Source organism: Pseudogemmobacter lacusdianii, assembly GCF_030848395.1.
Classification (GTDB): domain Bacteria; phylum Pseudomonadota; class Alphaproteobacteria; order Rhodobacterales; family Rhodobacteraceae; genus Pseudogemmobacter; species Pseudogemmobacter lacusdianii.
In genome coordinates this window covers 77,449-103,689 of sequence record NZ_JAVDBT010000015.1, presented here as the reverse complement: position 1 = coordinate 103,689, position 26,241 = coordinate 77,449, and the positions used below count along the sequence as shown (strand labels likewise).

General features: G+C 61.0%; 28 protein-coding genes and 1 tRNA gene. 15 read left to right on the top strand and 14 right to left on the bottom strand.

Translation table 11 applies throughout. The annotated features are described in order from the left end of the window. Nucleotides 1–27 precede the first annotated feature (27 nt). Both Q9295_RS15230 and purB read right to left on the bottom strand, forming a co-directional pair. Nucleotides 28–792, bottom strand: a complete 765-nt coding sequence (locus tag Q9295_RS15230) for a hypothetical protein (protein ID WP_306681435.1) — start codon at nucleotides 790–792, stop codon at nucleotides 28–30. A 214-nt stretch (nucleotides 793–1,006) separates the two neighbouring features. Then, complete coding sequence (purB, locus tag Q9295_RS15225; protein WP_306681434.1) at nucleotides 1,007–2,308, bottom strand: adenylosuccinate lyase; 1,302 nt, start codon at nucleotides 2,306–2,308, stop codon at nucleotides 1,007–1,009. A gap of 470 nt (nucleotides 2,309–2,778) precedes the next feature. Between purB and Q9295_RS15220 the strand changes: the two genes are divergently transcribed. After that, a complete protein-coding gene (locus tag Q9295_RS15220) occupies nucleotides 2,779–3,240 on the top strand; it encodes a hypothetical protein (RefSeq protein ID WP_306681433.1) in 462 nt (153 codons plus the stop codon). Nucleotides 3,241–3,332: 92 nt separating this feature from the next. Here the strand turns inward: Q9295_RS15220 and dddP are convergent, their stop codons facing one another. After that, nucleotides 3,333–4,673 (bottom strand): dimethylsulfonioproprionate lyase DddP, encoded by a 1,341-nt coding sequence (gene dddP / locus Q9295_RS15215; protein WP_306681432.1) that lies wholly within the window; start codon nucleotides 4,671–4,673, stop codon nucleotides 3,333–3,335. Nucleotides 4,674–4,851: 178 nt separating this feature from the next. Here dddP and Q9295_RS15210 point away from each other — a divergent pair, with 178 nt between their 5' ends. Continuing rightward, entirely contained in the window at nucleotides 4,852–5,655 is an 804-nt protein-coding gene (locus Q9295_RS15210; protein ID WP_306681431.1) for a heme-dependent oxidative N-demethylase family protein, read from the top strand. Between the two features lie 29 nt (nucleotides 5,656–5,684). Here the strand turns inward: Q9295_RS15210 and Q9295_RS15205 are convergent, their stop codons facing one another. From Q9295_RS15205 to Q9295_RS15190, 4 genes are all read right to left on the bottom strand, one after another. Next, nucleotides 5,685–6,446: a hypothetical protein gene (locus Q9295_RS15205; protein WP_306681430.1), complete on the bottom strand. Its 762-nt coding sequence runs from the start codon at nucleotides 6,444–6,446 to the stop codon at nucleotides 5,685–5,687. A gap of 163 nt (nucleotides 6,447–6,609) precedes the next feature. Next, nucleotides 6,610–8,019, bottom strand: coding sequence for a type I glutamate--ammonia ligase (gene glnA, locus Q9295_RS15200; protein ID WP_306681429.1), 1,410 nt, complete (start codon nucleotides 8,017–8,019; stop codon nucleotides 6,610–6,612). Nucleotides 8,020–8,120: 101 nt separating this feature from the next. Next, nucleotides 8,121–8,459, bottom strand: a complete 339-nt coding sequence (locus Q9295_RS15195) for a P-II family nitrogen regulator (RefSeq protein WP_306681428.1) — start codon at nucleotides 8,457–8,459, stop codon at nucleotides 8,121–8,123. 385 nt (nucleotides 8,460–8,844) lie between these two features. After that, nucleotides 8,845–9,330 (bottom strand): Hint domain-containing protein, encoded by a 486-nt coding sequence (locus Q9295_RS15190; RefSeq protein WP_306681427.1) that lies wholly within the window; start codon nucleotides 9,328–9,330, stop codon nucleotides 8,845–8,847. Nucleotides 9,331–9,595: 265 nt separating this feature from the next. On the opposite strand from Q9295_RS15190, the gene Q9295_RS15185 reads away from it, so the two are divergent. Beyond that, nucleotides 9,596–9,680: transfer RNA gene (locus tag Q9295_RS15185), tRNA-Leu, on the top strand. Nucleotides 9,681–9,704: 24 nt separating this feature from the next. Next, nucleotides 9,705–11,039 (top strand): trigger factor, encoded by a 1,335-nt coding sequence (tig, locus tag Q9295_RS15180; protein ID WP_306681426.1) that lies wholly within the window; start codon nucleotides 9,705–9,707, stop codon nucleotides 11,037–11,039. Nucleotides 11,040–11,143: 104 nt separating this feature from the next. Here the strand turns inward: tig and Q9295_RS15175 are convergent, their stop codons facing one another. From Q9295_RS15175 to Q9295_RS15155, 5 genes are all read right to left on the bottom strand, one after another. Further along, nucleotides 11,144–12,088: a DMT family transporter gene (locus Q9295_RS15175; RefSeq protein WP_306681425.1), complete on the bottom strand. Its 945-nt coding sequence runs from the start codon at nucleotides 12,086–12,088 to the stop codon at nucleotides 11,144–11,146. A gap of 142 nt (nucleotides 12,089–12,230) precedes the next feature. Then, nucleotides 12,231–12,800 (bottom strand): 50S ribosomal protein L9, encoded by a 570-nt coding sequence (gene rplI / locus Q9295_RS15170; RefSeq protein WP_306681424.1) that lies wholly within the window; start codon nucleotides 12,798–12,800, stop codon nucleotides 12,231–12,233. Nucleotides 12,801–12,812: 12 nt separating this feature from the next. Beyond that, nucleotides 12,813–13,040, bottom strand: coding sequence for a 30S ribosomal protein S18 (gene rpsR, locus Q9295_RS15165; protein WP_125327012.1), 228 nt, complete (start codon nucleotides 13,038–13,040; stop codon nucleotides 12,813–12,815). A 26-nt stretch (nucleotides 13,041–13,066) separates the two neighbouring features. Beyond that, nucleotides 13,067–13,480, bottom strand: a complete 414-nt coding sequence (gene rpsF, locus Q9295_RS15160) for a 30S ribosomal protein S6 (RefSeq protein WP_306681423.1) — start codon at nucleotides 13,478–13,480, stop codon at nucleotides 13,067–13,069. Nucleotides 13,481–13,645: 165 nt separating this feature from the next. Next, nucleotides 13,646–14,089: a PACE efflux transporter gene (locus Q9295_RS15155; RefSeq protein ID WP_306681422.1), complete on the bottom strand. Its 444-nt coding sequence runs from the start codon at nucleotides 14,087–14,089 to the stop codon at nucleotides 13,646–13,648. Between the two features lie 281 nt (nucleotides 14,090–14,370). Here Q9295_RS15155 and Q9295_RS15150 point away from each other — a divergent pair, with 281 nt between their 5' ends. Beyond that, nucleotides 14,371–14,946 carry a YceI family protein gene (locus Q9295_RS15150; RefSeq protein WP_306681421.1) on the top strand — a complete coding sequence of 192 codons (576 nt, stop codon included), beginning with the start codon at nucleotides 14,371–14,373 and terminating at the stop codon, nucleotides 14,944–14,946. Between the two features lie 75 nt (nucleotides 14,947–15,021). Here the strand turns inward: Q9295_RS15150 and Q9295_RS15145 are convergent, their stop codons facing one another. Then, nucleotides 15,022–16,248, bottom strand: a complete 1,227-nt coding sequence (locus tag Q9295_RS15145; RefSeq protein ID WP_306681420.1) for a cytochrome b/b6 domain-containing protein — start codon at nucleotides 16,246–16,248, stop codon at nucleotides 15,022–15,024. 209 nt (nucleotides 16,249–16,457) lie between these two features. Here Q9295_RS15145 and fabD point away from each other — a divergent pair, with 209 nt between their 5' ends. Then, nucleotides 16,458–17,393, top strand: a complete 936-nt coding sequence (gene fabD / locus Q9295_RS15140) for an ACP S-malonyltransferase (protein WP_306681419.1) — start codon at nucleotides 16,458–16,460, stop codon at nucleotides 17,391–17,393. A gap of 95 nt (nucleotides 17,394–17,488) precedes the next feature. Here fabD and Q9295_RS15135 read toward each other — a convergent pair whose 3' ends face one another. Beyond that, on the bottom strand, nucleotides 17,489–18,226 hold the full coding sequence (locus Q9295_RS15135; protein WP_306681418.1) for an outer membrane protein: 738 nt from the start codon (nucleotides 18,224–18,226) through the stop codon (nucleotides 17,489–17,491). 247 nt (nucleotides 18,227–18,473) lie between these two features. On the opposite strand from Q9295_RS15135, the gene fabG reads away from it, so the two are divergent. The 9 genes from fabG (at nucleotide 18,474) to Q9295_RS15090 (ending at nucleotide 26,211) form a co-directional block, all read left to right on the top strand. Further along, nucleotides 18,474–19,211: a 3-oxoacyl-[acyl-carrier-protein] reductase gene (gene fabG / locus Q9295_RS15130; RefSeq protein ID WP_306681417.1), complete on the top strand. Its 738-nt coding sequence runs from the start codon at nucleotides 18,474–18,476 to the stop codon at nucleotides 19,209–19,211. A gap of 227 nt (nucleotides 19,212–19,438) precedes the next feature. After that, entirely contained in the window at nucleotides 19,439–19,672 is a 234-nt protein-coding gene (locus tag Q9295_RS15125) for an acyl carrier protein (RefSeq protein ID WP_306681416.1), read from the top strand. 191 nt (nucleotides 19,673–19,863) lie between these two features. Next, on the top strand, nucleotides 19,864–21,123 hold the full coding sequence (fabF, locus tag Q9295_RS15120; protein WP_306681415.1) for a beta-ketoacyl-ACP synthase II: 1,260 nt from the start codon (nucleotides 19,864–19,866) through the stop codon (nucleotides 21,121–21,123). A gap of 3 nt (nucleotides 21,124–21,126) precedes the next feature. Further along, complete coding sequence (gene mltG / locus Q9295_RS15115; RefSeq protein ID WP_306681414.1) at nucleotides 21,127–22,287, top strand: endolytic transglycosylase MltG; 1,161 nt, start codon at nucleotides 21,127–21,129, stop codon at nucleotides 22,285–22,287. A gap of 211 nt (nucleotides 22,288–22,498) precedes the next feature. Then, complete coding sequence (locus Q9295_RS15110) at nucleotides 22,499–22,825, top strand: hypothetical protein (RefSeq protein ID WP_306681413.1); 327 nt, start codon at nucleotides 22,499–22,501, stop codon at nucleotides 22,823–22,825. Further along, entirely contained in the window at nucleotides 22,776–24,119 is a 1,344-nt protein-coding gene (locus Q9295_RS15105) for a DNA-packaging protein (RefSeq protein WP_306681437.1), read from the top strand. The genes Q9295_RS15110 and Q9295_RS15105 overlap by 50 nt, the downstream gene beginning before the upstream one ends. 92 nt (nucleotides 24,120–24,211) lie before the next feature. Beyond that, nucleotides 24,212–25,390: a phage portal protein gene (locus tag Q9295_RS15100; protein ID WP_306681412.1), complete on the top strand. Its 1,179-nt coding sequence runs from the start codon at nucleotides 24,212–24,214 to the stop codon at nucleotides 25,388–25,390. Then, nucleotides 25,387–25,632: a GTA head formation protein, RCAP_rcc01685 family gene (locus Q9295_RS15095; RefSeq protein WP_306681411.1), complete on the top strand. Its 246-nt coding sequence runs from the start codon at nucleotides 25,387–25,389 to the stop codon at nucleotides 25,630–25,632. Before Q9295_RS15100 ends, Q9295_RS15095 begins: the two co-directional genes overlap by 4 nt. A gap of 12 nt (nucleotides 25,633–25,644) precedes the next feature. Beyond that, nucleotides 25,645–26,211, top strand: a complete 567-nt coding sequence (locus Q9295_RS15090) for an HK97 family phage prohead protease (RefSeq protein ID WP_306681410.1) — start codon at nucleotides 25,645–25,647, stop codon at nucleotides 26,209–26,211. Nucleotides 26,212–26,241 lie beyond the last annotated feature (30 nt).

Sequence of the window (26,241 nt, the reverse complement as noted above, 5' to 3'; positions counted from 1 at the left end):
TCTGTCAGTCTCCTCGCGGAGCCTGAATCACGCCGCGAGTGGATAATCAATGGGTCCTGACCCTAGTCCTTGTAAAACTTCATCTCTTGTTGCGGCGGGAGAGATGTTGAGGATCGCGCCCACCCGCTCGCCCGGGCCGGTCTCGAAGGCGCGCGCCGGCTTACTGTCGATCTGGTTGAGCACCGCAATGCCGATCCGCCGCACGGTTTCAGGCTCAATACTGCCGGTCAAAGACACCGCAAAGGCAATGCGACGGGCCTTTTCTCCGGGCAGCCGGCCCAACAGCTCGGCCGCTTTGGTCACCGGTAATTTCGATAAGACGACGGCCGAGACCTCAACCGCTTCCTCCTCGATCACAGGCAACAGCTGCGGCACCGGCAGTGCCACCAGCCGCTCCCATGGGTCATGGCGCGCATTCATTCCAGCCTTGCGCCGCAACCGACTGGCGGTGCTTTGCGAGATATGGCCGTCCATCAAGGACAGGGCGCCCTCCAGCCCACCTGGAAAGGCCAAGCCCACCGCGTCGATTTGCTCAAGGAACTCTTCCAACACCGCATCAAGGGTCTGCTTATCCACCAGCCGCATCGCGCCCATCTGCTCGGCCAGCGTCTGCTGCATCTTCTCGGGCAGTTTTGTCAGCGGGATCGAGGCGCCTTCGCCGATCAGATAACGCACGATAACGGCCGCCTTTTGCCGCGCCGACAGGAGATGCGCCACCGATCCGCCAGGCGCTATGGCCGGCATCCTTTGGCCAAGCGGGATGCGGGCCAGCGCATGGCTTTCTTCATTCATCAGCATCTTCCCCAAGTGGCACGACCTAAGACGAGTTTGGGCCGAATCTGGCAGTTCATGCGGCAAGGGGCAGGGTGGCAGCTACCCCTTAACAGAGGTTTAGCGCGCGGCGGTCGCTGCAAAGCGGGCGCCGGGCAGATGCATAAAAATGGACGTAAAAAAGCCCCGCTGGCAAGGCCTGCGGGGCTTAAAGCTCAGATAGCGGTGATTGGCCTTAGCCGAAGACGCGCTTGAAGATCGTGTCCACATGTTTGGTGTGGTAGCCAAGATCGAATTTCTCTTCGATCTCCGCCGGGGTCAGCGCGGCGGTCACCTCAGCATCGGCCAGAAGCTCGGTCTTGAAATCGGCGCCCTTCTCCCAGACCTTCATCGCATTGCGCTGCACCAAACGGTAGCTGTCTTCGCGGCTCACACCGGCTTGGGTCAGCGCCAGCAGAACGCGCTGCGACATGACCAAGCCTTTGAATTGGTTCATATTGCGCAGCATATTCTCGGGGTAGATCACCAGCTTTTCGACCACGCCCGCAAGACGGTGCAGGGCGAAATCCAAAGTGATCGTGGTGTCAGGGCCGATCGCGCGTTCCACGCTGGAATGCGAGATGTCGCGCTCATGCCAAAGCGCCACGTTTTCCAGCGCTGGCACCACCGACATGCGCACCAGACGCGCAAGGCCGGTCAGGTTCTCGGTCAGAACCGGGTTGCGCTTATGCGGCATCGCGGAGGAACCCTTTTGGCCGGGCGAGAAAAACTCTTCCGCCTCAAGCACTTCGGTACGCTGCATATGGCGGATCTCGATCGCGATATTCTCGATCGACGAGGCGATCACGCCCAGCGTGGCAAAGAACATCGCATGGCGGTCGCGCGGGATGACTTGGGTCGAGATCGTCTCGGGGATCAGGTCCAGCTTTTCGCAGACATATTCCTCAACCCGCGGATCGATATTGGCAAAAGTGCCGACCGCGCCCGAGATCGCGCCGGTGCGGATCTCTTCGCGGGCGGCTTTCAGGCGCGAGAGGTTGCGGTTCATCTCGGCATAGAACCGCGCGAAGGTCAGGCCCATCGTGGTCGGCTCGGCATGGATGCCATGGCTGCGACCGATGCGGACGGTGTCCTTATGCTCATGCGCGCGGGTTTTCAGCGCGGCCAGCACCCGGTCCATCCCGGCAATCAGCAGATCCGAAGCGCGGACGAGCTGGATGTTCAGCGTGGTATCCAGCACATCCGACGAGGTCATGCCCTGATGCACGAAGCGCGCATCATCCGAACCGATATGTTCAGCCAGATGGGTGAGGAAGGCGATCACGTCATGCTTGGTGACGGCCTCGATCTCATCGATGCGGGCGACATCAAAGGTGACATCCTTGGCGCGCCAGACGGCCTCGGCATTGGCGCGCGGGATCACCCCGAGTTCGGCCTGAGCGTCGCAGGCATAGGCCTCGATCTCATACCAGATGCGGAATTTGGTCTCGGGCGACCAGATGGCAACCATATCAGGGCGGGAATAACGCGGGATCATTGGGGCCTCTGGCAGTTTCTGGGGATTGCAGCCCGATTAAGCCGCGGGGGGGCAAGGTGCAAGTGGGTCTGCGTTTGGGAGTGGTTAACCCTTGGTGGTTTAGGGTGCGGAATGAGGGTGCCGCAGGGCACCACCTTTGCAGAATGGAGGGACAGGATGCGGCAGGAGTTTAGGCGGCCAGATTCTGTGCAGATTGCTGCGCTCGTCATGCGCGCGGTGGCTGGTCGATGAGCGCGCCACAAGCCGCCGTTCAGGCGACAGTGGGGGCTAGAGGGCGGCCTTGGCTGTTGCCATCGCAGGCGGCGATGCGGCCTGATGTGATGCGCTCGGATTGGATTTTGGCGGGCTTTCAGCTCTTAATCCGCGCCGGACCAACGGCATTGCAAGTGGCCTCTTTGCAGCGGTGTGTGGCGGCGTGTGATAAAGATTTTAGATATTACTTCAATGATTTAAGGGGTCTTCTTGATGCAATGCTTGAATCGTATGAGGCGCTTGCTTCGCGCCCCTTTGCAACGGCCGAGGCTTTGGGCTCCGGTGGTCCCATCGCGCGTTTGATGAGGCTGTGCGATCTGGTCTCACCGCCGTTGGAAGACGGGGCCAGCGCCCCGGCGGTAGAGGCGGCGATGCGCAGTTGGGCGCAAGTGGACCCTGCCGCGCAAGCGGTAATGCGGCGCGTCGATGCGCGGCGCTTGGCGCAGCTTTCAGCGCTGTTTTCAGCCGCAGGGCTGCAACCGGCGCAGGCCGCGGATGGCGCGCTGCGCTTTTATGCCGCTGTCATCGGCTCTGAGGCCATGCAATTGAGTTGCCAGATTGAGATGCGCCGCCCGCTGCGACGAGTGGCGGAAGGCATATTGGCAGATGCTGGAATATGCCTTGGGCGCGAAGCGCCGGTGGATGGCGCGGCACCAAGCGCCTCAAGCCGCGTGGGGTAAGGCTGCGGCCAATGGAGAAAGGTTCCACCATTGGCCCACATCTTCTCATAAGATGTCTTAACTCTACCTCGCAAGCCTACGATTTCGTTAAGTTATCCCACCAGTCTCGGGTCGAACGGATAGGAGGTTAGGTTCTCGCAGCCGTGTTCAGTGATCAGCACCTGATCTTCCAGTTTGATCGAGAAATCGCCGCCCTCGGGTGAGATCAGCGCTTCGACGCAAAGCACCATGCCCGGCTCTAGCGCCACATCGAACGCCCCTTCGACCCAAGCGTCAGAATAGGGCACGAAGGGCCATTCGTCGCAAAGCCCGACGCCATGCATTTTGCAGCTGTATTTCTGCTTCCAATACTTGGCCTCAAGCTGATGCCCACCATGGGTCAGTTCTTTGATCGTCACACCGGGCTTCAGCCGCGATTGGTGATCGCGGATATGGTCAAGCCCATGATTCATCGCCGAAATCATGTCCGGGCGCGGCTTTTGATCGCCGATCCACCACGAGCGTGAGATATCAATGCAGATGCCGTAGCTGCCGACCAAATCGGTATCAAAGGCGACAATCTCATTGTTCTGCACGATCCTTGGGCCGCATTCTTGGAACCAAGGATTGGTCCGCGGCCCCGAGGCCAAGAGCCGCGTCTCGATCCATTCGCCGCCGCGCCGGATGTTGCCCTTGTGCAGTTCGGCCCAGATATCATCCTCGGAAATGCCGCCTTTCGGCACATCTGCGCGGGTAAAGGCCTCCATCTCGGCAATCGCACTTTCGCAGGCGTGATGGGCGCAGCGCATCGCCAGAATCTCATCGGGGCCTTTGATGGCGCGGGCCCGTTCGGTGACGACTTCGCCTTCCAGGACTTCAAACCCGGCCCGCTCGAGCGCCCGCAGCCCGTGGACCATGATTTTATCCACTGCGATCCGGCGGTTAGAGCCGGCATGGGCGCGCATCACCTCATCGACTTGGCCGGCGAAGGAGGTGGCATCCGCCTCGGTCCGGTCGCCGCAGACGTTGTAGAAGAAGGACGCGCCGGAGCGCAGCTCTTTAACAAGCGGGTTGAAGGTCACAAGGAAGGGCGCCTGTTTGTATTCCCAGATCACCATATGCCCATCGGCACAGAGAAGGACGGCGCGGAACGGGTTATGGCTGTTCCAGAGCTGCATATTGGTGGTGTCGGTGGCGTAGCGGATGTTCAGCGGATCGAACATCAAAAGCCCGCCAATATCGCGATCGACCAAAGCTTGGGTCAGGCGCTTCCAGCGGTAGCTGCGCATCGCCTCAAGGTTGGGCAGGATCAGGCCTGCGGCTTGCCATTCGCCAAAGGCAAGTTGGGTCGGGCCAATCTCGACGCGGTCATTGTCGTTGGGCGTACCATCGCCCAACGTGGTGCCGCGGGCGGGGTCAATCTTCCGTCGGGTCTGCGAATAAGCCTGGGTCATATGCGTCCTCCAATAGAGGCAGGCTTGCGTGATCGCAGGGGCAATGATCGTCCGGCGGCGACGCCGCGTGTCGCAATTTGCTGGTTGTTTGCATGACGGCAATGCGCAGGCGCTTTGGGGGAAATTGATCCATTATAGGGGCTTTCCCTAACGTAATCCTCACGCTAGCGTGAGGCCCATGAATGACATCGTGCCGCAGCCCGCCCCGATCCTGCAATCTCGCTTGCCCTTCCTGCCGTGGATGGACCCCCGAACCGCACGCCTCCCCGGGGTGCTGCCGGTCGAGGGCGAAGACTGGCTTCGCGTCGATGACGCTTATGCCGCGCAAATGGCCGAGCGCGCGCGGCTGATCCGCGCCGTCCCCGAAGATGTGCATGCCTTGCTGCCAGAGGGGCGGCCCGCAGCGGAAGAGCTCTATGATATCGTGCTGGATCGCCTGACCCGGATGGAGGGCTTCCGGATCGGTGCGGATACGGTACTAAGGCCGGATGGGGTTGAAGTGGCACTTGACCGCGCGCAGCCGCTGCTCACTTTGGGGCAATTGCTGCAAGAAGACCTTTTGTTGATGGAGCAAGAGGGCGAGGAGCATCGGCTGACCGGCGGCATCTTGTGTTTCCCGGCAAGCTGGTCGTTGCGCCAAAAGGTTGGCCGGGCGCTGATTTCGATCCATGAGCCGGTGCAACCTTATGACGATAGCATCGCCAAACGGGTGCAGCGGCTTTTCGATGCGATCCGGGTGGGCCAGCCGCTCTGGCGGATGAACTTCTTGACCTATGATGACTACCAATTGTTCCAGCCGCGACTGGAAGGTCAGCGACGTCCGCGCCCACAAGGGCATTTTTTCGTGCGGTGCGAGCGGCAGACTTTGCTGCGCTTGCCGCAAACCCGGGCGGTACTTTTCGCGGTGCACACCTATGTCGTGCTGGCCGAGACTTTGACCGAGGCCGAGATTGCGGCCTTGAAAGTCGCGCAAGAGCATTGAGGGACGGCTTTGCGGGGGGCGGTCGTCGCCTACAGATCGCGCAAATCTTGCCCGTTAAGGTGGGCAAGAATCGCCAAAGCCGCGCCATAAGGTAAGGCGAGGACCAAGAGCGCATAACCAAGCACGGGCGACAAGTAGCGCAGTGCGGTTTCGCGGGTTTTCAGGCTGGCTTCGCTGCGCGCGGCTTGGTGTTTGCTTGTCAAATGGGCTGCGGTCGCGATGTCCGTGACGACAGGTGCTTGCGCCGTTTTTGACGGTCCAGACTTCGGCGGAGCGGTTTGGCTGGCTGCAATCGCTGAGCGGATGGCCAACAAGTCGCTGTCATCGAGCCTAACTAAAGGTGCCGGCTCAGTATGAATGGGCACAGGCTCGGGCGCGGAAGCCGGCTGGGGTTCGGGAGCAGGTCGTTTCGTGGCAGCCGCAGCGAGAGGGGCGGTGAAGCGGGGCGAGAGATCCATCGGTTGCGGAGCCTCTCCTTGAGGTCCGTCCGTTACATGCGCCCCAGCGCGGTCAAGCAGGTCGGCCATGAAATGCAGCGCTGAAGCTGTGCGCTCAACACTGGGCAGAAAGCGGCCGCTGCGGCCAAGCCTTTCCGAGGGCACCCGCCAGCGCCCGGAGCCAACCTGATCGGCAAAGCGGCTTTGCCCAATGGCGCAGCGGTTCAACAGCCGGCCCATACCACCACGCGCAAAATGCAGCGAAGCGCCGGCAAAGGCGCGCAGCTCAAATCGCGGGTTCTGCTGCCCATCGACCCAGATCTTAGGGCGACCGGGCTTGCTTTGACGGGACATTCTCAGCCTCCCCACAAGGACGATGACCAAAAGGTGCGGGGGCAATCTGGCGAGATCATGGCTTTGGCAGGGGCTTTTCGAAGAAAGTGACGCTTCAGTGCGCCCCGCATCCAGCAAAAAGGCCGCCCGGAAGGGGCGGCCTTTCGCAAACTTGCTGATCGGATCAGCAGGAATAGTACATTTGGTACTCGATCGGGTGGGGCGTATGCTCGAAGGCATAAACCTCTTCCCATTTCAGCGCGATATAGGATTCCAGTTGCTCGCGGGTGAAGACGTCACCAGCCAGAAGGAAGTCCATGTCTTTTTCCAGCTCTTCCAGAGCCTCGCGGAGCGAGCCGCAGACGGTCGGGATTTGTGCCAGTTCTTCGGGCGGCAGATCGTAGAGATCTTTGTCCGAAGCCGGGCCCGGATCGATCTTGTTCTTGATGCCGTCAAGGCCTGCCATCATCAAGGCCGCGAAGGCCAGATAGGGGTTGGCTGCCGGATCGGGGAAGCGGGCTTCCACACGTTTGGCTTTCGGCGATTCGGTCCACGGAATACGGACGCAACCCGAGCGGTTGCGGGCCGAGAAGGCGCGCAGAACCGGCGCTTCAAAGCCCGGAATCAGGCGTTTGTAGCTGTTGGTCGAGGGGTTGGTCAGCGCGTTCAGGGCTTTGGCATGCTTCAGGATGCCGCCGATAAAATAGAGCGCCTCTTGGGAAAGGTCAGCGTATTTGTCGCCCGAGAACAGCGGCTTGCCGCCTTTCCAGATCGACATGTTCACATGCATCCCCGAGCCGTTGTCGCCTTTGATGGGCTTGGGCATGAAGGTCACGGTCTTGCCGTAAGCGGCCGCGACGTTGTGGATGACATATTTGTACTTTTGGATGTTGTCGGCTTGCTCAACCAGGCCGCCGAAGATCATGCCCAGCTCGTGCTGGCAGGTCGCGACTTCGTGGTGGTGCTTGTCAACGCGGATGCCCATGCGCTTCATGGTCGAGAGCATTTCCGAGCGCAGGTCTTGCGCCGTGTCGATCGGGTTGACCGGGAAATAGCCGCCTTTGTAGCCGGCGCGGTGGCCCAAGTTGCCGCCTTCGAACTTGGCGTCGGTGTTCCAAGCCGCATCTTCGGCATCGAGTTGGTACGACACTTTGTTCGGCGTGACCGAATAGCGCACGTCATCAAAGATGAAGAACTCGGCTTCCGGACCAAAATAGGCTGCGTCGCCGATGCCCGAGGATTTGAGGTAGGCTTCCGCCTTCAGCGCGGTTTGGCGCGGGCAACGGTCATAGGCTTCGCCGGTGTCGGGCTCAACCACGTTGCAATGCACGCAGAGGGTTTTTTCGGCGTAGAAGGGGTCGATATAGGCCGTTGCCGCATCGGGCACCAGTTTCATATCGGATTGATCGATCGACTTCCAACCGGCGATCGAGGAGCCGTCGAACATCAGGCCTTCTTCGAAGAAGTCTTCATCGACGATATCGACGCTCAGCGTGACGTGCTGGAGCTTGCCTTTCGGGTCGGTGAAACGGACGTCGACATATTCGATCTCTTCGTCCGCGATCAGTTTCAGAGCCTTTGCAACTGCGCTCATCATGCTGCCTTTTCGCTAATCGGTTTCGCTATGGGCCCGAGAGCCCGGTGTTTGGTTGTTCGTTTCAAGGGCTTGCGGCTTGAAGCGGCAGGCCCTTGTTGTCAGACCGCGTCGTCGCCGGTCTCGCCGGTGCGGATGCGGATGGCTTGTTCGATGTTGCTGACAAAGATCTTGCCGTCGCCGATCTTGTCGGTGCGGGCGGCGGAGACGATCGCCTCAACGGCGGCATCTACCATGTCATCGGTCAAAACGACTTCGATCTTCACCTTGGGCAGGAAGTCCACGACATATTCGGCGCCACGGTAAAGCTCAGTATGGCCTTTTTGACGGCCGAAGCCTTTGATCTCGGTCACGGTCAACCCTTGGATGCCTGCCTCTTGCAGAGCCTCCTTCACCTCGTCGAGCTTGAAGGGCTTGATGATCGCCTCGATTTTCTTCATCGGCCGTGTTCTCCCGCTTTCGCTGAACCCTTCTGACCACCAACCCGAGGGGCGGGCAATCGAACTGGCGCGTGATCCGGCAAGATTGCGGTGAAAATGCGAGTGACTGCCTAAAATTTGTGCAATGCGACTTTTAAAGCGGCTCTTTGCGAAGGGCATTGCTGCGGATTGCATAAATTCTGCTCTGTGACGGGGCTTGCGGCGAGGGTTTGCGCATGTTCGGCGGCGCGCTTCTGGCCAGCGTCGGCCGGGGCGCTGCCCCGGACCCCGGAGTATTTGGATCAAGATGAAATCAACGTCGTAAGGCGTGAAAAGGTAAAAAAAAGGCCGCTCCGAAGAGCGGCCAGATTCCCACAGGTTCTGCCAGGAAGCCTTGAAGGAAACGCTATGCGCTGACTTTTGCTTGCGCGCAGGCCAGCTCAACTCCGCCCGCAAAGATGATCTCTTCGCGTGCGAAATGAAGGGTGTAAATCCGGACTTCAGCCACGGTTTCTTTGCGGATATAGTCACCGTCTGCCAGGCGTTGCGCTTCGACCAAAGCGGTTGGGCTTTGATAAAGCGCCATCGCACGCCAGTCGCGCAGCAAGATTTGTTGGGCGGGGGCGAGGAAAAGGTCATCCTCGGGCCGGTTGTGGCCAAGCGCCGAGGAAGCGATGCGGATGATCTCTGCATCATAGAGCAGCGTGACAGTGATCGCCGTTAGGACGCGTGCGCCCGAGCGGGTGACGACGCGGTCACCGGGGGCCAGAAATTGGACGGGCAGATCGCCGTCGAGCGTGAGCACGCAGGTGCCCGCGCAAACGCCGGCCAGATCCGCCAGCGCTGCGGTGTTTTCGGTTTCAATCTGGGTGGTCAGCGACGGCACGTTCATCTGGACCCCGTTTGTTTGCATAGTCAGAAAGACTTTGGATCGAATACGCACCAGTCTTTTCCTTAGACTGTGGCAAGAATGGGCCGCCCTTGGGTAAACATTCGGGCGCTCTACTTTTTGCGCCGAAATGGCCGAAGAAAATCGCATGAGATTTTCCGCTCGCATCCGCCATTGGCCTTTGTTAGAAGGGCGCGGAATTTCCGGCTCGGCCGGGCCTCTCTCTGTCGCAGAGGGCCGGTCAAATGGGTCGTGAAAGTTAGGACATGCGGGTGTGGCGAAATTGGCAGACGCACTGGATTTAGGTTCCAGCGCCGCAAGGCGTGGGGGTTCAAGTCCCTCCACCCGCACCAGAGATTGGGAAGAAGGACGGAAACATGCAGGTCACTGAGACCCTGAACGAAGGCCTCAAGCGCGGCTACACCATCACCGTTTCGGCGGCTGAGCTGGATGCCAAAGTGCAGGAAAAACTGCTCGAGGCCCAGCCCGAGGTGGAAGTCAAAGGCTTCCGTAAGGGTAAAGTGCCGCTGGCGATCCTGAAAAAGCAATTCGGCCCGCGCCTTTTGGGCGACGCGATGCAAGACGCCATCGATGGCGCGATGAAAGACCATTTTGAGAAAACCGGCGACCGTCCTGCGTTGCAGCCGGAAGTGAAAATGGTTGGCGGCGAAGAGTGGAAAGAGGGCTCGGACGTGGTCGTTGAGATCTCGTATGAGAATCTCCCGCCGATCCCGAGCTTCGATGCTTCGGCCATCTCGATCGAGAAACTGGTTGTCAAAGCCGATGACGCAGCTGTGGATGAGGCTCTGAAGAACCTCGCCGAAGGTGCGAAATCCTACGAAGATCGCAAGAAAGGCTCCAAAGCCAAAGACGGCGATCAAGTTGTGATCGACTTCAAAGGTTCGGTCGATGGTGAGCTGTTTGAAGGCGGTTCGGCGGAAGATTATCCGCTGGTTCTGGGCTCGAACAGCTTCATCCCGGGCTTTGAAGCGCAACTCGTCGGTGCAAAAGCTGGCGACGAAGTCTCGGTCAACGTTTCCTTCCCGGAAAACTACGGTGCAGCCCATCTGGCTGGCAAAGCCGCTGTCTTCGCTTGCACCGTGAAAGCGGTCAAAGAAGCCAAAGCTGCTGAGCTGGACGACGAGCTGGCCAAGAAATACGGTGCCGAGGATCTGGCCGGTCTGAAGACCCAAGTCGCCTCGCGTCTGGAAGCCGAATATGCTGGCGCAAGCCGCGCAGTGCTGAAGCGCGCTTTGCTGGACCAACTCGACGGTCTGGTGAAGTTCGATCTGCCCTCGAAGCTGGTCGAAGCTGAAGCCGGTCAGATCGCGCACCAGCTGTACCACGAAGAGCATCCCGAGGATCACGGCCACAACCACGGCGCGATCGAAGCCACCGACGAGCACAAAGCTTTGGCTGAGCGCCGCGTGCGTCTGGGCCTCGTGCTGGCGGAAGTTGGCAAGAATGCCGAAGTCGCCGTCTCGGATGCTGAGATGACCCAAGCTGTCCTGAATGCAGCCCGTCAATACCCGGGCCAAGAGCGTCAGTTCTTTGAATTCGTTCAGAAGAACCCGCAAATGCAACAGCAACTGCGCGCGCCGATCTTCGAAGACAAAGTGATCGATCACATCGTTGGCCAAGCCAAAGTGACCGAGAAAGAAGTCTCGAAAGCCGATCTCGAGAAAGCCGTTGAGGCACTGGACGAGCTCTGAGCTTCTCCGCCTAAGGGCAAAGAATTTAGGCCGCTTCCGAAAGGAGGCGGCCTTTTTCATGTTGAGGGTGAAGGGAAAAGCGAGAGCGGCAAGCCGCGCGGCGGTTAGGCCGCGGGCTTGGGGGCGATCGTAGGCAGGGGCGGTTGGCGCAGGACGAAGAGCCCGGCGCCAACGATGATGAGCATACCCAAAAGTCCCGCGGTATCGGGGACTTCGCCAAAGAAGCTCCAGCCCCAGAGAAGGGCCCAGAACATATAGCTGTATTCCATCGGGGCAATCGCACCCGAGGGGGCGATGCGATAGGCGTAGTTCAAAAGCACCATGCCGATCGAGGCGACAACACCGCAGGAGAGCATCAAGATCAGATCAAGCGCCGGCGGCATCGCCCAGCCGCGGGTCAGGAAGGCCATCGCTGGATGCAAACCTTTGCCGGAACTGCCCTGCCAGAACATGGCCGAAAGGATCAGGGCCAGCACCATGAAGCAAGAATTGCTCCAAACTGCCATTGAGGCGGCGCTGCCGACCCCAGCCCATTTGCGCGTCATCACCATCGAGATCGCGTAGCAGGAGGCGCCGCACATTGGCAGCAAGGCGGCGGGCTGGAAGGTCTCGGCGCCGGGGCGGACGATCATCAGAACGCCGCTGAAGCCGAAGAAAATGGCCACGAGCGCGCGGGGGGCGACACGTTCGCCGAGCATGACCCAAGCCGCAAGGGTGATGACCAAAGGCCCGACAAAGTTGATCGCCACGACTTCTCCCATCGGCATCGAGGCAAGGCCGAGGTAGTATAAGCAATAGGCGGAGAAGTTGAGCGCGCCGCGCGCCAGAAGTTTCCACCAGCCGGGCGCGAACAGCGTGCTGAGCGGCCCGTCAAAGATCCGCACGAAAAGCAGCAAGCAGGGAATCGCGGTCAAAGAACGCAGCACCATCGCTTGATGCAGCGGGTAAGCGCCCGAGATGGATTTCAAAACAACGTCCTGCAGTGAAAAGATCGCGATACCGCCGATCACGCAAAGCAGGCCTAGGGAAGTGGGAGAGATGTTACGCATAGGCCGATCCATCGCCGCTTCGCGCTGTGATTGCAACGCTGATTGCGACGGAACCTGTCGTGGACATGCAAGCCCTTAAAACAAATAAAAAAACCGCGGCAGAGCTGATCTGCCGCGGTTCTTAAAGCTTAAGTGATCAAGATCACTCGTCGGCGGCTGCGCCACCGATGTCGTCGAAGAGCTCGCTGATTTCGAAGTCAGCAGCTGCTTCAGCTTCAGCAGCCAGATCTTGGATCGACTTGCCCGAAGCTTGCAGCTCGGCTTCTTCCGGCGAACGCGCAACGTTCATGTTGATCGTTGCCGAGACTTCCGGGTGCAGAACCACGGTCACAGCATGGATGCCGAGATCCTTGATCGGGCTTTGCAGCACGATTTGGTTGCGGCCAGCGGTGAAGCCAGCAGCGGTTGCAGCCTCGGCGATGTCACGAGCGGTGACCGAACCGTAAAGCGCACCAGCGTCCGAAGCCGAACGAATCACCACGAAGGTTTGACCGTTCAGTTTCTCAGCAACGCCTTCGGCCTCTTTCTTGGTCTCAAGGTTTTCAGCAACGAGCTGAGCCTTGCGGGTCTCGAAAGATTTGATGTTCGAAGCGTTGGCGCGCAGCGCCTTGCCTTGCGGCAAGAGGAAGTTGCGAGCGTAACCGTCTTTGACGTTTACGACTTCACCCATTTGGCCAAGCTTGGCCACACGTTCCAGAAGGATGACTTGCATTGAGGTCTCTCCTTATTTCACGGCGTAGGGCAGCAGGGCGAGGAAGCGGGCGCGTTTGATGGCGGTTGCCAGTTCGCGTTGCTTCTTGGCCGAGACTGCGGTGATGCGCGAAGGAACGATCTTGCCGCGCTCAGAGATGTAGCGCTGCAGCAGACGGGTGTCTTTGTAGTCGATCGCCGGAGCATTGTCGCCCGAGAAGGGGCAAACCTTGCGGCGGCGGAAGAATGGTTTATTCGCCATAGTTTATTGTCCTTTCCAGCCCGAGATCAACGACGCTCGCGACGGTCGAAGCCGCCACGGTCACCACGGTCGCCGCGATCACCGCGGTCTTCACGGTCGCCACGGCCTTCACGCTCGTCACGCTTTTGCATCTGGACCGAAGGGCCCTCGGCATGCTTTTCGACCTTGATGGTCAGCACGCGCATGACGTCGTCATGCAAACGCATCAGGCGTTCCATTTCTTGCACTGCAGCAGCCGGAGCGTCCGACTTGAGCAGAGCGAAATGGCCCTTGCGGTTTTTGTTGATCTTGTAGGCCATCGTCTTGACGCCCCAGTACTCGGATTCAACGACTTTACCGCCGTTGTCTGCGAGAACCGTGGAGAAATGTTCGACAAGGCCTTCGGCTTGCGCGGAGGACAGGTCCTGGCGCGAGATGAAAACATGCTCGTAGAGCGGCATGTGCAATCCTTCGTCTCGAGGCGGCTTCAACGAACGGGCAAACACTTTCCGCGGCCCGTCCACGAGAGGCATCGCCGGTTCATGGGTAATGCGGAAAGATGGGGCCTTATACGGGGTTTGGCCGCCAACGCAAGAGGGCAGGCGGCCCGCATAAGTGGGGCTGGGTCAGCGCGCAGATTCGGGCAGGCCAAAGAGGCGGTCGAAGGCCCAAGTGAAGCCCAAAGTGTAAAGCGCAAAGAAGACCAACAGGACCGCATCATAGATCAAGGCGTCAAGAAGCGAGACCTGCATCCACCATGCAAGGAAGGGCACCATCAGCACCACCAGCCCCAGCTCAAAAAGTCCGCCATGCGCAAGCCGGCGCTTCCAGCTGCGGCCTTTGACGGATTGGCGCCGCTCCCAAGCCTCAAAGCCGGCATTGAACACATAGTTATAAAGCAGGGCGATGATCATTGAACCCGCGGCCGCGCCGGTGGCGGTGCTGGCCTCGGCCGAGGCGAAGCCCATCAGAATCAGGCTGCTGCAAACAAAGCCAATGGCCTCAAAGAGAAGCGCAAAGACAATGCGGCGGCGGATCGGGCTGAGGCGCGGGGCGGATGTATCGGTCATGCGCGCAAAATATGGCGGCGCGGCGGGGAAGGCCAGTCCTGAAGACAGTGGCCGGGGCGAAGTACGAAGCCGACGCGGCCCGCGCGCCGGGGGGCATCTGATCCGCCACCTCAAGGCCGCCCCACGCAAGCGTGAGCGTTCGTGGATGCGCAGAGCCTGTTCAGCGCTGGCGAATTGCTCTCTGAATGCCCAGTTGACTATTGAACGGCTACCTTGGCCAGTTTTGGCCGCCCGCCCCCTGAGTGAGTGATCACTCTTGCTCTTAAAGAAGGATGTTCTCGATGTTCCGTACCGCCGCCGCTGTTTCGGCCTTTGCCCTTTTGGCTGCTCCGGCCTTTGCCGAAGCCGAAAAATACACGATCGATCCCAGCCACAGCCAGATCGTCTTTACCTATAACCACTTGGGCTATTCGACCACGACCAGCATGTTCTCGGGTTTTGAAGGCGAGATCATGTTCGATCAGGCCAACCCCGAAGCTTCGTCGGTTTCGGTGTCCTTCCCGGCCAACTCGATGATCACCGGTTGGGATGCGCGGACCCAGCACTTCATGACCGCTGATTTCTTTGATCCGGCCAAGGATCAGACCGTCAGCTTCAAATCGACCGCGATCAAAGTGACCGGCGATAAAGAGGCCGATATCACCGGCGACCTGACGATCAATGGCGTGACGAAATCGGTGGTGATTGATGCCGAGCTGAACCAAGCAGGTGAACACCCGATGGAAAAGAAAATGTGGGCTGGCTTCTCGGGCGAGATCACGATCCTGCGCTCGGACTTCGGTCTGGGGGCGTTCACGCCCTTCATCGGTGACGAGATCAACATCGATATCGAGATCGAAGCCGCTAAGGCTGAGTGATCGTCGTTCGATCTTTGAAATGCGAAGGGCCGCCCCGAAAGGGCGGCCCTTTTTTATGCTTGGGCGTTACGCGGCTTAGCTTTGCCGCTGCGCCGTTAGCTTGATCGCCACCTCGACGCCAAAGCCGACCGAGCTTTCGTCACTGTAGCTTTCCCCCATGCCGAAATCGCGGCGGTCTAGGGTGACTTGGCCGGTCATCTCGGCTTGATTGCCTTCAATCTGCAAGGTGAAGGGCAGGTTGACGGGCACAGTCACACCGCGCAAGGTTAAGGTGCCGGTGGCAATATAGCTGCCTTCGTTTGCGGCGATGTCGCCTTCGAAGATCGCTTGCGGATGGGTGGCGCTGTCGAAGAAGTCGGGCGCTTTGGCTTGCTCGGTCACCGAGCCCAAGGTGAGGGCGGTGGTGTCGATGCCAACGCTGACAGTGCCGGTGCCAAGATCAGGGTCAAAGGCGATCTGTGCTTGCCATGCGGGCAGTTGGCCGGTGACGGCGGCGCCCATTTGTTGAACGGTGAAGGTGAGGCTGCCTTCGCTGACTTGCCAGACCGGGCCTTCCGTCGCGGCAAGCGGGGCCGAAGCGGTCGGCGTCTCGGCTGCGCCTTCCAGTGGAGCGGGGCGCGGGGCAACGACGGCGGATGCTGCGGCGGCGAAGATGGCTGCGGCGAGTAGGCCAGCCATCAGGTTGGGCAGGCGGCTATGCGGGGTGTTTTCGTCGCCTGCGGCCACGCCTTTGCTCATCCGCGCCAGCGTGGCGTCGCGGTCGATCAGCACATGTTTCACCACCCCCGCGATATGCAGCACCAAAGCGCCGAGCAGCAGCTTGGTGAAGATCACATGCGCATGGCCAAGGCTTTTCGCCAACTCCGGCGATTTCGCGATCAGCGGCAGGTCTTGGCCAAAGGGCCACAGGATCGGTGCAAAGCCGGTTGAGGCCGCGTGATGCGCCCAGCCCGAAAGCGGCACCAGAACCAGCGCGAGATAGAGTGCCCAATGCACCAGCTCGGCCAGAAAGCTTTCGACCCGCCGCTCGGGGTGCAGCGGGCGGGGCTTCTCTCCGCTAAGCGCCCAGAGAATGCGGATGAGCGCCACAAAGAACAGCGTCACGCCAAGGGTTTTGTGGACCGAGAAGACCTGCGCCTTTAACGCCAAAGCCTCGGAGCTGTCGTAAGGCAGGGCATTGGCGATCAGGCCCAGCGGGAAGGTGATCAGCATCAGCAAGGCCGTGAGCCAGTGCAAAAGGCGGGCGGTACGGCCATAGCTGACAGCGCTGTTGCGGGCGTTGGGGGGCAGATGAGGGGGCATGCGGCTTCCTTTGCGCGGCTTGATGCTATGATAGCAGCCTCAGCCGGGGCCGGAAGGCGCAGCGAGGCACAGGCACTGTGCGCCTGACGTGGTGAGGTTGAGCGCAAAGCGTGCGTTTGGGCACTTTCCTGAGCGGCGCATTGCGATTTGGGCTTCGGGGCGTTATTCCAAGGCTCTCGCACAGATAACCGCATATGAAGGAGCGTCGGATGAGCCGCGCATTCATCTTCCCCGGGCAGGGCGCCCAAACCATCGGCATGGGTCGGGCATTGGCCGAAACCTGGCCCGAGGCGAAAGCCGTGTTCGATGAGGTGGATGAGGCGCTTGGTGAAAAGCTCTCAACCCTGATCTGGGAGGGCGATATTGCCGAGCTGACGCTGACGCGCAATGCGCAGCCTGCGTTGATGGCGACCTCGATGGCGGCGATGGCGGCGTTGCGGGCCGAAGGCATCACGCTGGAAGGCACGGCGGATTTTGTGGCTGGGCATTCTTTGGGCGAATATTCGGCGCTTTGTGCCGCGGGCGCTTTGACGCTTTCGGACACCGCGCGGCTTTTGCGCCTGCGCGGTGAGGCGATGCAGGCAGCAGTGCCGGTGGGCGTCGGCGCGATGGCGGTGCTTTTGGGCCTTGATTTCGAAGGCGCGAAAGCCGTGGCCGAAGAGGCGGCGCAGGGTGAGGTTTGCCAAGCGGCCAATGACAATGACCCGGCGCAAGTCGTGGTCTCGGGCCATAAAGCGGCCATCGAGCGCGCGGTGGAGATTGCCAAGGCGCGCGGCGCCAAGCGGGCGATGCTGCTGCCGGTCTCGGCCCCGTTCCATTGCGTGCTGATGCAGCCTGCGGCGGCGCAGATGGCCGAGGCTTTGGCGGCAGTCGTGATCTCGAAGCCCGTGGTTCCGGTGGTGGTGAACGTGCGCGCTGAAGCTGTGACCGAGCCTGACCGGTTCCACGATCTCTTGGTCGCACAGGTGACCGGTTCCGTGCGCTGGCGTGAGAGCGTGCAGTGGATGGAAGGCGCGGGCGTCACTGATTTCTGGGAAATCGGTGCGGGCAAGGCGCTTTCGGGCATGGTCAAGCGCATCGCCGCAGGCGAGGTCACCACGCGGGCCATCGGCACCCCGGATGATGTGCTGGCCGCTAAGGGCTAAGGGCTGAGCAGGCTTCATCGCTTTAAGAGAAAGGCCGTGCAGGTGAACTGCACGGCCCTTTTTGTTACGCTGGTTCTAGGGGGAAGAATATGCCCTTAGAAACGGTAGCTTAGGCCAAGCTTTACCAAATGCAGTTCGTTTTCAAAGGCGAAAGGCTCTGACATATTGCCATCGACATGGCCTAAAGTGACCGCTCCGAAATCTGCGTAGTTATATTCTGCCACAAAGGAGAGACCCGAAGGCAGCACATGTTCGAAGCCAAGCCCGAGGAGGTAGCCATTCCGGATGCCCTCACCGAAGCCGGCCTCATCGCCGTCAAAACCCCAATAACCGTCGGACTGCTCTTCGCCGAATCCCTCAAATTCGCCACCCGCATTGCGGATTTTTGCCCAAGCCGGGCCGGCCTTTGCATAGAACAGCGTGCGATCCTTGGCATAGCCAAGCCGTGCGGTTAGAGCGATGAAATTCGACATTTTGGTATAAATACCGTCATCACCGTTACGCACCACCAAGTCATTGATGTCTAGACGGCCAAGCTCAAGCTCACCGCCATAAATGAGGGCGCCGCTTTGCACATTATAGCCCAGAGCCACACCAAAATATGAGCCGTTGCCGTTGAGCGACTGCACACCACCAGGGGTGCGAACAGCGAATTCTCCGAACTCTTCGCCAGTGATATCAGTGACTTTGGTGTCAGAGGCCGTGCCGCCAACGGAAAGGGTAAAATGCTTGCCGCTAAAGTCATGCGGCTTGGACGGATCTGCGAATGCGGCCGCGGGAGCAAGAGCGAGCAGGGCGGAAAGGCTGTAGGCGTAGGCAAGGCACTTCTTCAAAATCTTATCCTTTGGGGGGTTATCACTCAGAATTTGGCTGTTAGGCTTTGATATGGCACCATAAAAAGGCGTAACAATCTTCTCGTCGATGATCGTGTTAATGACGTGACACTTTGGCCACCACAAGTGGTGCCATGTGCATTTGCTGTCATCTGCCTTGGGAGCGGGGCCAGCAGGTAGTCAGCCGCGGGCTTCCCTGCTAAAGAACGAAGCTGACGGAGAAATAAGCTCCAATAAGGAGAAGACTATGTTCGATCTTACGGGCAAAACGGCGCTGGTGACTGGCGCTTCGGGTGGCATCGGGGCCGAGATTGCGCGCGCCTTGCACAGCGCAGGCGCGACTGTCGGCCTTTCGGGCACGCGGGTAGAGCCGTTGGAGACTTTGGCAGCAGAACTGGGCGAGCGCGCCCATGTGCTGCCTTGCAATCTCTCGGATGCTGCTGAGGTCGAAGGGCTGATCAAGCGCGGCGTTGAGGCGATGGGCGCGGTGGATATCCTCGTCAACAATGCCGGTATTACCCGCGACGGGCTGGTGATGCGGATGTCGGATGAAGATTGGGCCAGCGTCATCGACGTGAACCTGACCTCGACCTTCCGTCTCTGCCGTGCGGCGGTGCGCGGCATGATGAAGGCGCGTTGGGGCCGGATCGTGAATATCTCATCGATCGTGGGGCAGACTGGCAATGGCGGTCAGGTGAACTATGCGGCTTCGAAAGCTGGCATGGTTGGCCTGTCGAAGTCGCTGGCGGCCGAAGTCGCAAGTCGGGGCATCACGGTGAATTGCGTGGCGCCGGGCTTCATCGAGACCGCGATGACCGACAAGCTGAATGAGGCGCAGCGCGCTGGCATCTTGGGCTCGGTTCCAGCCGGGCGGATGGGCACGCCGGCTGAGATCGCCGCGGCAGTTTTGTTCCTTGCCTCGCAAGAAGCGGGCTATGTCACCGGTTCCACCTTGCATGTGAACGGCGGCATGGCGATGATCTGATCCAACGGCCCCTGAGAATCTGGATAGGATGGCGGGGGCCAAGGGAAAGCTTTCCCCGAGGATCGTGGGAAAGGGTTTGCGTAATGAAGCGCCTGTTGCTATAGGCGCGCAGAATTCGCCGGGGGAGACTCGAGGCGAGTGGCCGCAGTTGCGGTCGAACGGCCCGACTGTGGGCGCGGAACTGACCATCAGACCGGGGCTCACCCCGCAAGGATAGAGGAAAGAACATGAGCGACATCGCCGATCGCGTGAAAAAGATCGTTGTCGAGCATCTCGGCGTCGAAGCAGACAAGGTGACCGAGACTGCCTCGTTCATCGACGATCTGGGCGCAGATTCGCTGGACACCGTGGAACTTGTGATGGCCTTTGAAGAAGAGTTCGGCATCGAGATCCCGGATGACGCTGCAGAGACCATCCAGACCTTTGGCGACGCAGTGAAGTTCATCTCCTCGGCCGCCTAAGCTTTAGGTCGCCTGAGATCAGACTGTCCCGCAAGGGAGGAAAGGGGTGCCCAAGGGGCGCCCCTTTTTCATATGGGCAGGGCCGGCGATGCATGGGCAAGCGGATGCCGCAGGCTGCGGGCCGCAGTTGCGCCGTCTCGCCCTGCCGTGTAACAACCGAAAAAACCAATGTTTGCCTTTGGGGGAAGCTAATGCGCCGAGTAGTCGTCACCGGTCTTGGAATGGTCACGCCGCTGGCTTGCGGAGTGGAAGAGACCTGGAGCCGGCTGCTTGCCGGGCAATCGGGCGCAGGTCCGATCACGCGGTTCGACACTTCGGGTGTCGTGACCACCTATGCCTGCGAGATCCCCTTTGGCGATGGCAGCGACGGCACCTTCAATCCTGATGAGTGGATGGAGCCGAAAGACCGCCGCAAGGTCGATGATTTCATCCTTTACGGGCTGGCTGCGGCAACGCAGGCGGTGAAGGATGCGGGCTGGGAGCCGGCGACCGAGGAAGAAAAAGAGCGCACGGGCGTGATGATCGGCTCGGGCATCGGTGGGTTGACCACGATTGCCGAGACGGCGGTGCTGATCAAAGAAAAGGGCGCCAAGCGTGTTTCGCCCTTCTTTATCCCGGGCAGCCTGATCAACCTGATCTCCGGCCAGGTCTCGATCAAGTTTGGCTTTAAAGGGCCGAACCATGCGGTGGTGACGGCTTGCTCGACCGGGGCGCATGCGATTGGCGATGCGGCGCGGCTGATCATGATCGGCGATGCCGATGTGATGGTGGCCGGTGGGGCGGAAAGCCCGATCTCGGAGATTGGCATTGCCGGCTTTAACGCATGCAAAGCTTTGTCGACCAAACGTGCGGATGAGCCGACCAAAGCCTCGCGCCCCTATGATGGCGACCGCGATGGTTTCGTGATGGGCGAAGGCGCGGGCGTGGTCGTTTTGGAAGAATACGAGCATGCCAAGGCGCGCGGCGCTAAGATCTATGCCGAAGTGCTGGGCTATGGCCTTTCGGGCGATGCTTACCACATCACCGCACCCTCCGAGGATGGCGACGGTGGCTTCCGTTCGATGACGGCAGCGCTGAAGCGGGCAGGCGTTTCGCCTGCGGATGTGGATTACATCAACGCACATGGCACCTCGACGATGGCTGACACCATTGAATTGGGCGCGGTGGAGCGGCTTATGGGGGATGCGGCGGCTTCGGCCACCATGTCCTCGACCAAATCGTCCATTGGGCACCTTTTGGGGGCTGCGGGTGCGGTTGAGGCGATTTTCTGCGTCTTGGCGATCCGAGACCAAGTCGCTCCGCCGACGATCAACTTGGACAATCCGGCGGTGACGCCGAAGCTGGATCTGGCGCCGAACAAGGCGGTGAAGCGCAAGATCGATGTGGCTTTGTCCAATAGCTTTGGCTTTGGCGGCACCAATGCCAGCCTTGTTCTGGGCCGGGTGAAGTAATCCATGTGGAAAAGTATCGCCTCCAACGCGCTGACGCTGCTGATCGTCATGCTGATTGCGGCTGCGGCTTTGGTTGCTTGGGGGCGAAACGAATTCGTGAAGGTGGGGCCGCTGGAAACAGCGATCTGCCTGCGGGTTGAGCCGGGGGCCTCGCTTTCGGCGGTGAGCCGCAATCTGGAAGAGCGTGGCGCGGTGAGCGATGCGCGGATCTTCCGGATCGGTGCGGATTACTCGGACCGCTCGGACAAGCTGAAGTTCGGGTCGTATCTGGTAAAGCAGGGCGCTTCGATGGAAGAGGTCTTGCAGCAGATCACTGCGGGTGGCGCCTCGTCTTGCGGTAAGGAAGTGAACTTCCGCATCGGCGTGGCCTCGCATGAGGTGGTGTTGCGCGAGCTGGACCCCGAGACGCAGCGCTTTGTTGAAGTGGTGAAGTTCGACCCGGCGGCGGAAGCTCCGGCGGAATATACCGCGGCGGTGGCGGAAGCCGATCTGCGCTACAATGTGATTGTGGTGGAAGGCGCGACCAGCTGGCAGGTGGTGGACGGATTGCGCAAAGTGCCCTTCCTTGAGGGCGAGATTGCCGCCGTTCCGGCTGAGGGTTCCTTGGCGCCGAAAGCCTATGACGTGGTTAAAGGCAGCAAACGTGAGGATCTTTTGGCCAAAATGGTCACCGATCAGGCTGCCGTGATGGCCGAGCTTTGGCCGCAGCGCGCTGCGGATCTGCCCTATGACACGCCGGAAGAGGCGATGGTCATGGCCTCGATCATCGAAAAAGAGACCGGAATCGCCTCGGAGCGCGCCGATGTGGCGGCGGTGTTCGTGAACCGCTTGAACCAAGGTATGCGGCTGCAAACCGACCCGACGGTGATTTACGGCATCACCAAGGGCGAGGGTGTGCTGGGCCGGGGCTTGCGGCAAAGTGAGCTGCGGCGCGAGACGCCTTACAACACCTATGTGATTTCCGGACTGCCGCCGGGGCCGATCGCCAATCCGGGTCGTGAGGCGATCGCGGCGGCGCTGAACCCGTCCGACAGCAACTATATCTTCTTTGTTGCCAAGACCTTGAACCCTGCCGATGGCCACGTCTTTGCGGTGACCTTGGACGAGCATAACCGCAATGTTGAGGCCTTCCGGGCTTTGGAGCGAGCAGCGGCGGCAGAGTGAGTGAGGCGCTTGCTGCGGCGTAGTTAACGAAAAGTTAATGGCGCGCGCTCATAAGTGCATGTTTTTATTGATGAATTTAATTGACTCTGCGTCCGCGCTGATGTAGCACTTAGGGCATGATAGAAGAACTGTCGAAAGCGGCCGGGGGCAACCCCGTGCCGCTTTTTGCATTTCGCTCGTGCGGAGGGTGGCATGCGAGGTGGGCGGCAGGATGAGCATCAGGTTCACCGAAGGGGATGAGATCCCCACCGATGTGGTGGGGTTCACCGAAGAATTGTTCAGGATGGCGATCCGCGACCTGCGGGGCGTGGTGAGCGCTTTGCGGGCGGGCCAAGCCGCCGAGGTCAAGGTGGCCAAGGCGGCCATCCGCGATCTGCGTGCGATTGGCATGGATCTGGTTCGGGAAAGGGCAAATGTCGAAGCACTCCGTAAACAGGTTGCCGGGGCTGTCGGAGCCGGCACAGAGCATGATCTCGACGCCGCGCGCGATGAAATCGGGCGCCGTCTGGCTGTCCTCCGCGCAAGCAGAGGAGATTGACGCCTTTCTGGGTGGGTTGTCCGAGGCGACGCTTTTGGCGCTGCCTTGGGTGTTTGATTTTTGGGCGCTGCCACATCAGCTGCCGCCCGAGGGGGCTTGGACCACTTGGGTGGTGATGGGCGGGCGCGGCGCGGGCAAGACGCGGGCTGGGGCTGAATGGGTGCGTCGTCAGGTTGAAGGCGCCAAGCCCAGCGATCCGGGTCGGGCGCGCCGTGTGGCCTTGGTGGCGGAGACCTTGGATCAGGGCCGCGAGGTTATGGTCTTGGGCGATAGCGGGATCTTGGCCTCATCGCCGCCGGATCGGCGGCCGAAATGGATCTCGACGCGCAACACCTTGGTTTGGCCCAATGGTGCTGAGGCGCGGGTCTTCTCAGCCCATGACCCCGAGGCGTTACGGGGGCCGCAGTTTGATGCGGCCTGGGCGGATGAGCTGGCGAAATGGCCCAAAGCGCAGGCGACTTGGGATCAGTTGCAATTTGGTCTGCGGCTCGGGGAGAACCCACAGCAGATCGTCACCACCACGCCGCGCAATGTTGAGGTGTTGAAGGCGATCTTGAAGAACCCTTCGACGGTGATCACTCATGCGCCAACCGAGGCGAACCGGGCTTATCTGGCCTCGAGCTTTCTTCGGGAGGTGCAGGCGCGGTTTGGCGGCACGCTCTTGGGGCGGCAAGAGTTGCTCGGTGAGTTGGTCGAGGATGTGCCGGATGCTTTGTGGACGGTGGCGATGATCGCGGCAGCGCGGGCGGCGGCACCGGTGGAGGTGACGCGTGTGGTGGTGGCGGTGGACCCGCCGGTCACCGCGACCAAGGTCTCGGATGAATGCGGGATCGTGGTGGTAGGCGCAGATACGCGCGGCGATCCCTCGCGCTGGCGGGCGGTGGTGCTGGCTGACCGCTCGGTCAAGGGGGCAAGCCCGGATGGCTGGGCGCGGGCGGCACTGGCGGCGGTGGAGGAGTTTGGTGCCGAGCGGCTGGTGGCCGAGGTCAACCAAGGCGGTGATCTGGTGCAGGGCGTGATCCGTCAGATCGATCCTTTGGTGCCGTTCCGCGCCGTGCGCGCGATGCGCAACAAGATGCTGCGGGCCGAGCCGGTGGCGGCTTTGTACGAGCAGGGACGTGTGGCGCATCTGGCCCATCTGGACGCGCTGGAAGGCCAGATGATGCAGATGGCGCGGACCGGCTGGAAGGGGCAGGCCAGCCCGGACCGTTTGGACGCGTTGGTCTGGGCGCTGACCGATTTGGTGGTGGATCAAGCCGGGCGAATGGCGCAGCCGGGGCTGCGGACGTTGTAACTCAACCAGTTTTGACAACCACACGCCCCAAGGCCTTGGCCTTGGGCCGGTCGGGCTTTGCCTAGATCGAGGCGGCGACAAGAGGAGCGGCAATGGTGTTCGATTTTCTCAAGCGAGGTGGCCCGCTTGTCGCGGTGGAGCGCAAGGCCAGTGCTGCGGGGCGGGTGCTGGCCTGGGGCGCCTCTGGGCGAGTGGCTTGGAGCCCGCGAGACACGGTCTCGCTGACGCGGACCGGGTTTCAGGGCAATCCGATTGGCTACCGGGCAGTGCGGTTGGTGGCCGAGGCGGCGGCTGCTTTGCCGGTGATCTGCCAAGATGCCGAGCGGCGCTATGAGGTGCATCCGGTCTTGGACCTTTTGGCGCGGCCCAATGCGGCGCAGGGCCGGGCGGAGCTGTTGGAGGCGGTCTATGGCTATCTCCTTCTGGCCGGCAATGCCTATTTGGAGGCGGTGGCGGGGGCGGAGGCATTGCCCGCAGAGCTGCATGTTTTGCGTCCCGACCGGATGGCCTTGGTGCCGGGAACGGATGGCTGGCCGGTGGGCTATGATTACGCCGTGGGCGGGCGGGTGCACCGCTTTGCGGTGAGCGAAGGGCAAAGCCCGATCTGCCATATCCGCGCCTTTCATCCGACCGATGACCATTACGGGCTGTCGCCGATGCAGGCGGCGGCGGTGGCGGTGGATGTGCATAATTCCGCCTCGAGTTGGTCGAAGGCGCTCTTGGACAATGCGGCCCGCCCCTCGGGGGCGATTGTCTATAAGGGCGTGGATGGGCAGTCGGTTTTGTCATCGGATCAGTACGACCGACTGGTCAGCGAGATCGAGACGCATCATCAGGGCGCGCGCAATGCCGGACGGCCGATGCTGCTGGAGGGCGGGCTTGACTGGAAGCCGATGGGGTTCAGCCCCGCCGATATGGAGTTTCATGAGACCAAGCTCGCCGCCGCGCGCGAGATCGCGATCGCCTTTGGCGTGCCGCCGATGCTGGTCGGCATTCCGGGCGATGCGACTTACGCCAATTACCAAGAGGCCAACCGGGCGTTTTATCGGCTGACGGTTCTGCCTTTGGCGACGCGGGTGCTGGCGGCTTTGGCGCATTGGCTGGGGCAAGCAAGCGGCACTTGGGTGGAGCTGAAGCCTGACCTCGATCAGATCGCGGCTTTGGCGGTGGAGCGTGACCAGCAATGGGCGCGGGTCGGGGCGGCCGATTTCCTGACCGTGGCGGAGAAGCGGGTGCTCTTGGGCTTGCCGAGGCTGGCGGAGGAGGAATGAGCGGGGCGCGGCGCGAGAGCGGCTCGCGCTTTCTCTTTGATAGCTTCGATGCCGCCCATGCCCGGATCGAGGCCAATGAGCGGGTGATGCAGGAGCGCTGGACCGCGTTGGAGTTTCGCCTTGGTCAGATCGACGCAGCTTTGGAGCGGCTGGAGCGGCGGCTTTGGCTAGGCGTCTATGGGGTGACGGCGTTTTTGCTGGCGCAACTGGCCGAGGTGCTGATCCGAACGGCGATGGGTTAGGGAGAGGGACGGATGATGCAGGATTATGGCGCGCCCGAGCGGAAATACCTCCGGCCCGAGGCGGGGTTAACGATCAGCGGAGCGGCGGGCGGGGACCGGGTGATCTCGGGCTATGCCTCGGTCTTTGGGCGGGCGGATCAGGGCGGCGATGTGGTGCAAAAAGGTGCTTATGCGGCGTCTTTGGCGCGGCTGTCGGGGGCCGGTGGCCGGGTGAAAATGCTCTGGCAGCACGATCCCGCGCAGCCGATTGGCATCTGGGACGAGGTGCGCGAGGACGCCATGGGGCTTTGGGTCAAGGGCCGCATCTTGGGCGAGGTGGCGCGGGGCCGAGAGGCGGCGGCTTTGCTGGATGCGGGGGCGATTGACGGGCTTTCAATCGGCTACCGCACGGTGAAGGCCGAGCGCGATGCCAAGGGGCGGCGGCTATTGCAGGAGTTGGAGCTTTGGGAGGTGTCGTTGGTGACTTTCCCGATGCTGAAAGAGGCACGGGTGGCGGCCAAATCGGAGGCGGCTGAGGGCGCTTTGCAGGAGTTGGCAGAGGTCTTTCGCGCCGCACGGCTGAGCTTCGGGGCGCGCTAAACCCGCGCCTGCGGGCGGTGAAGTGATCAG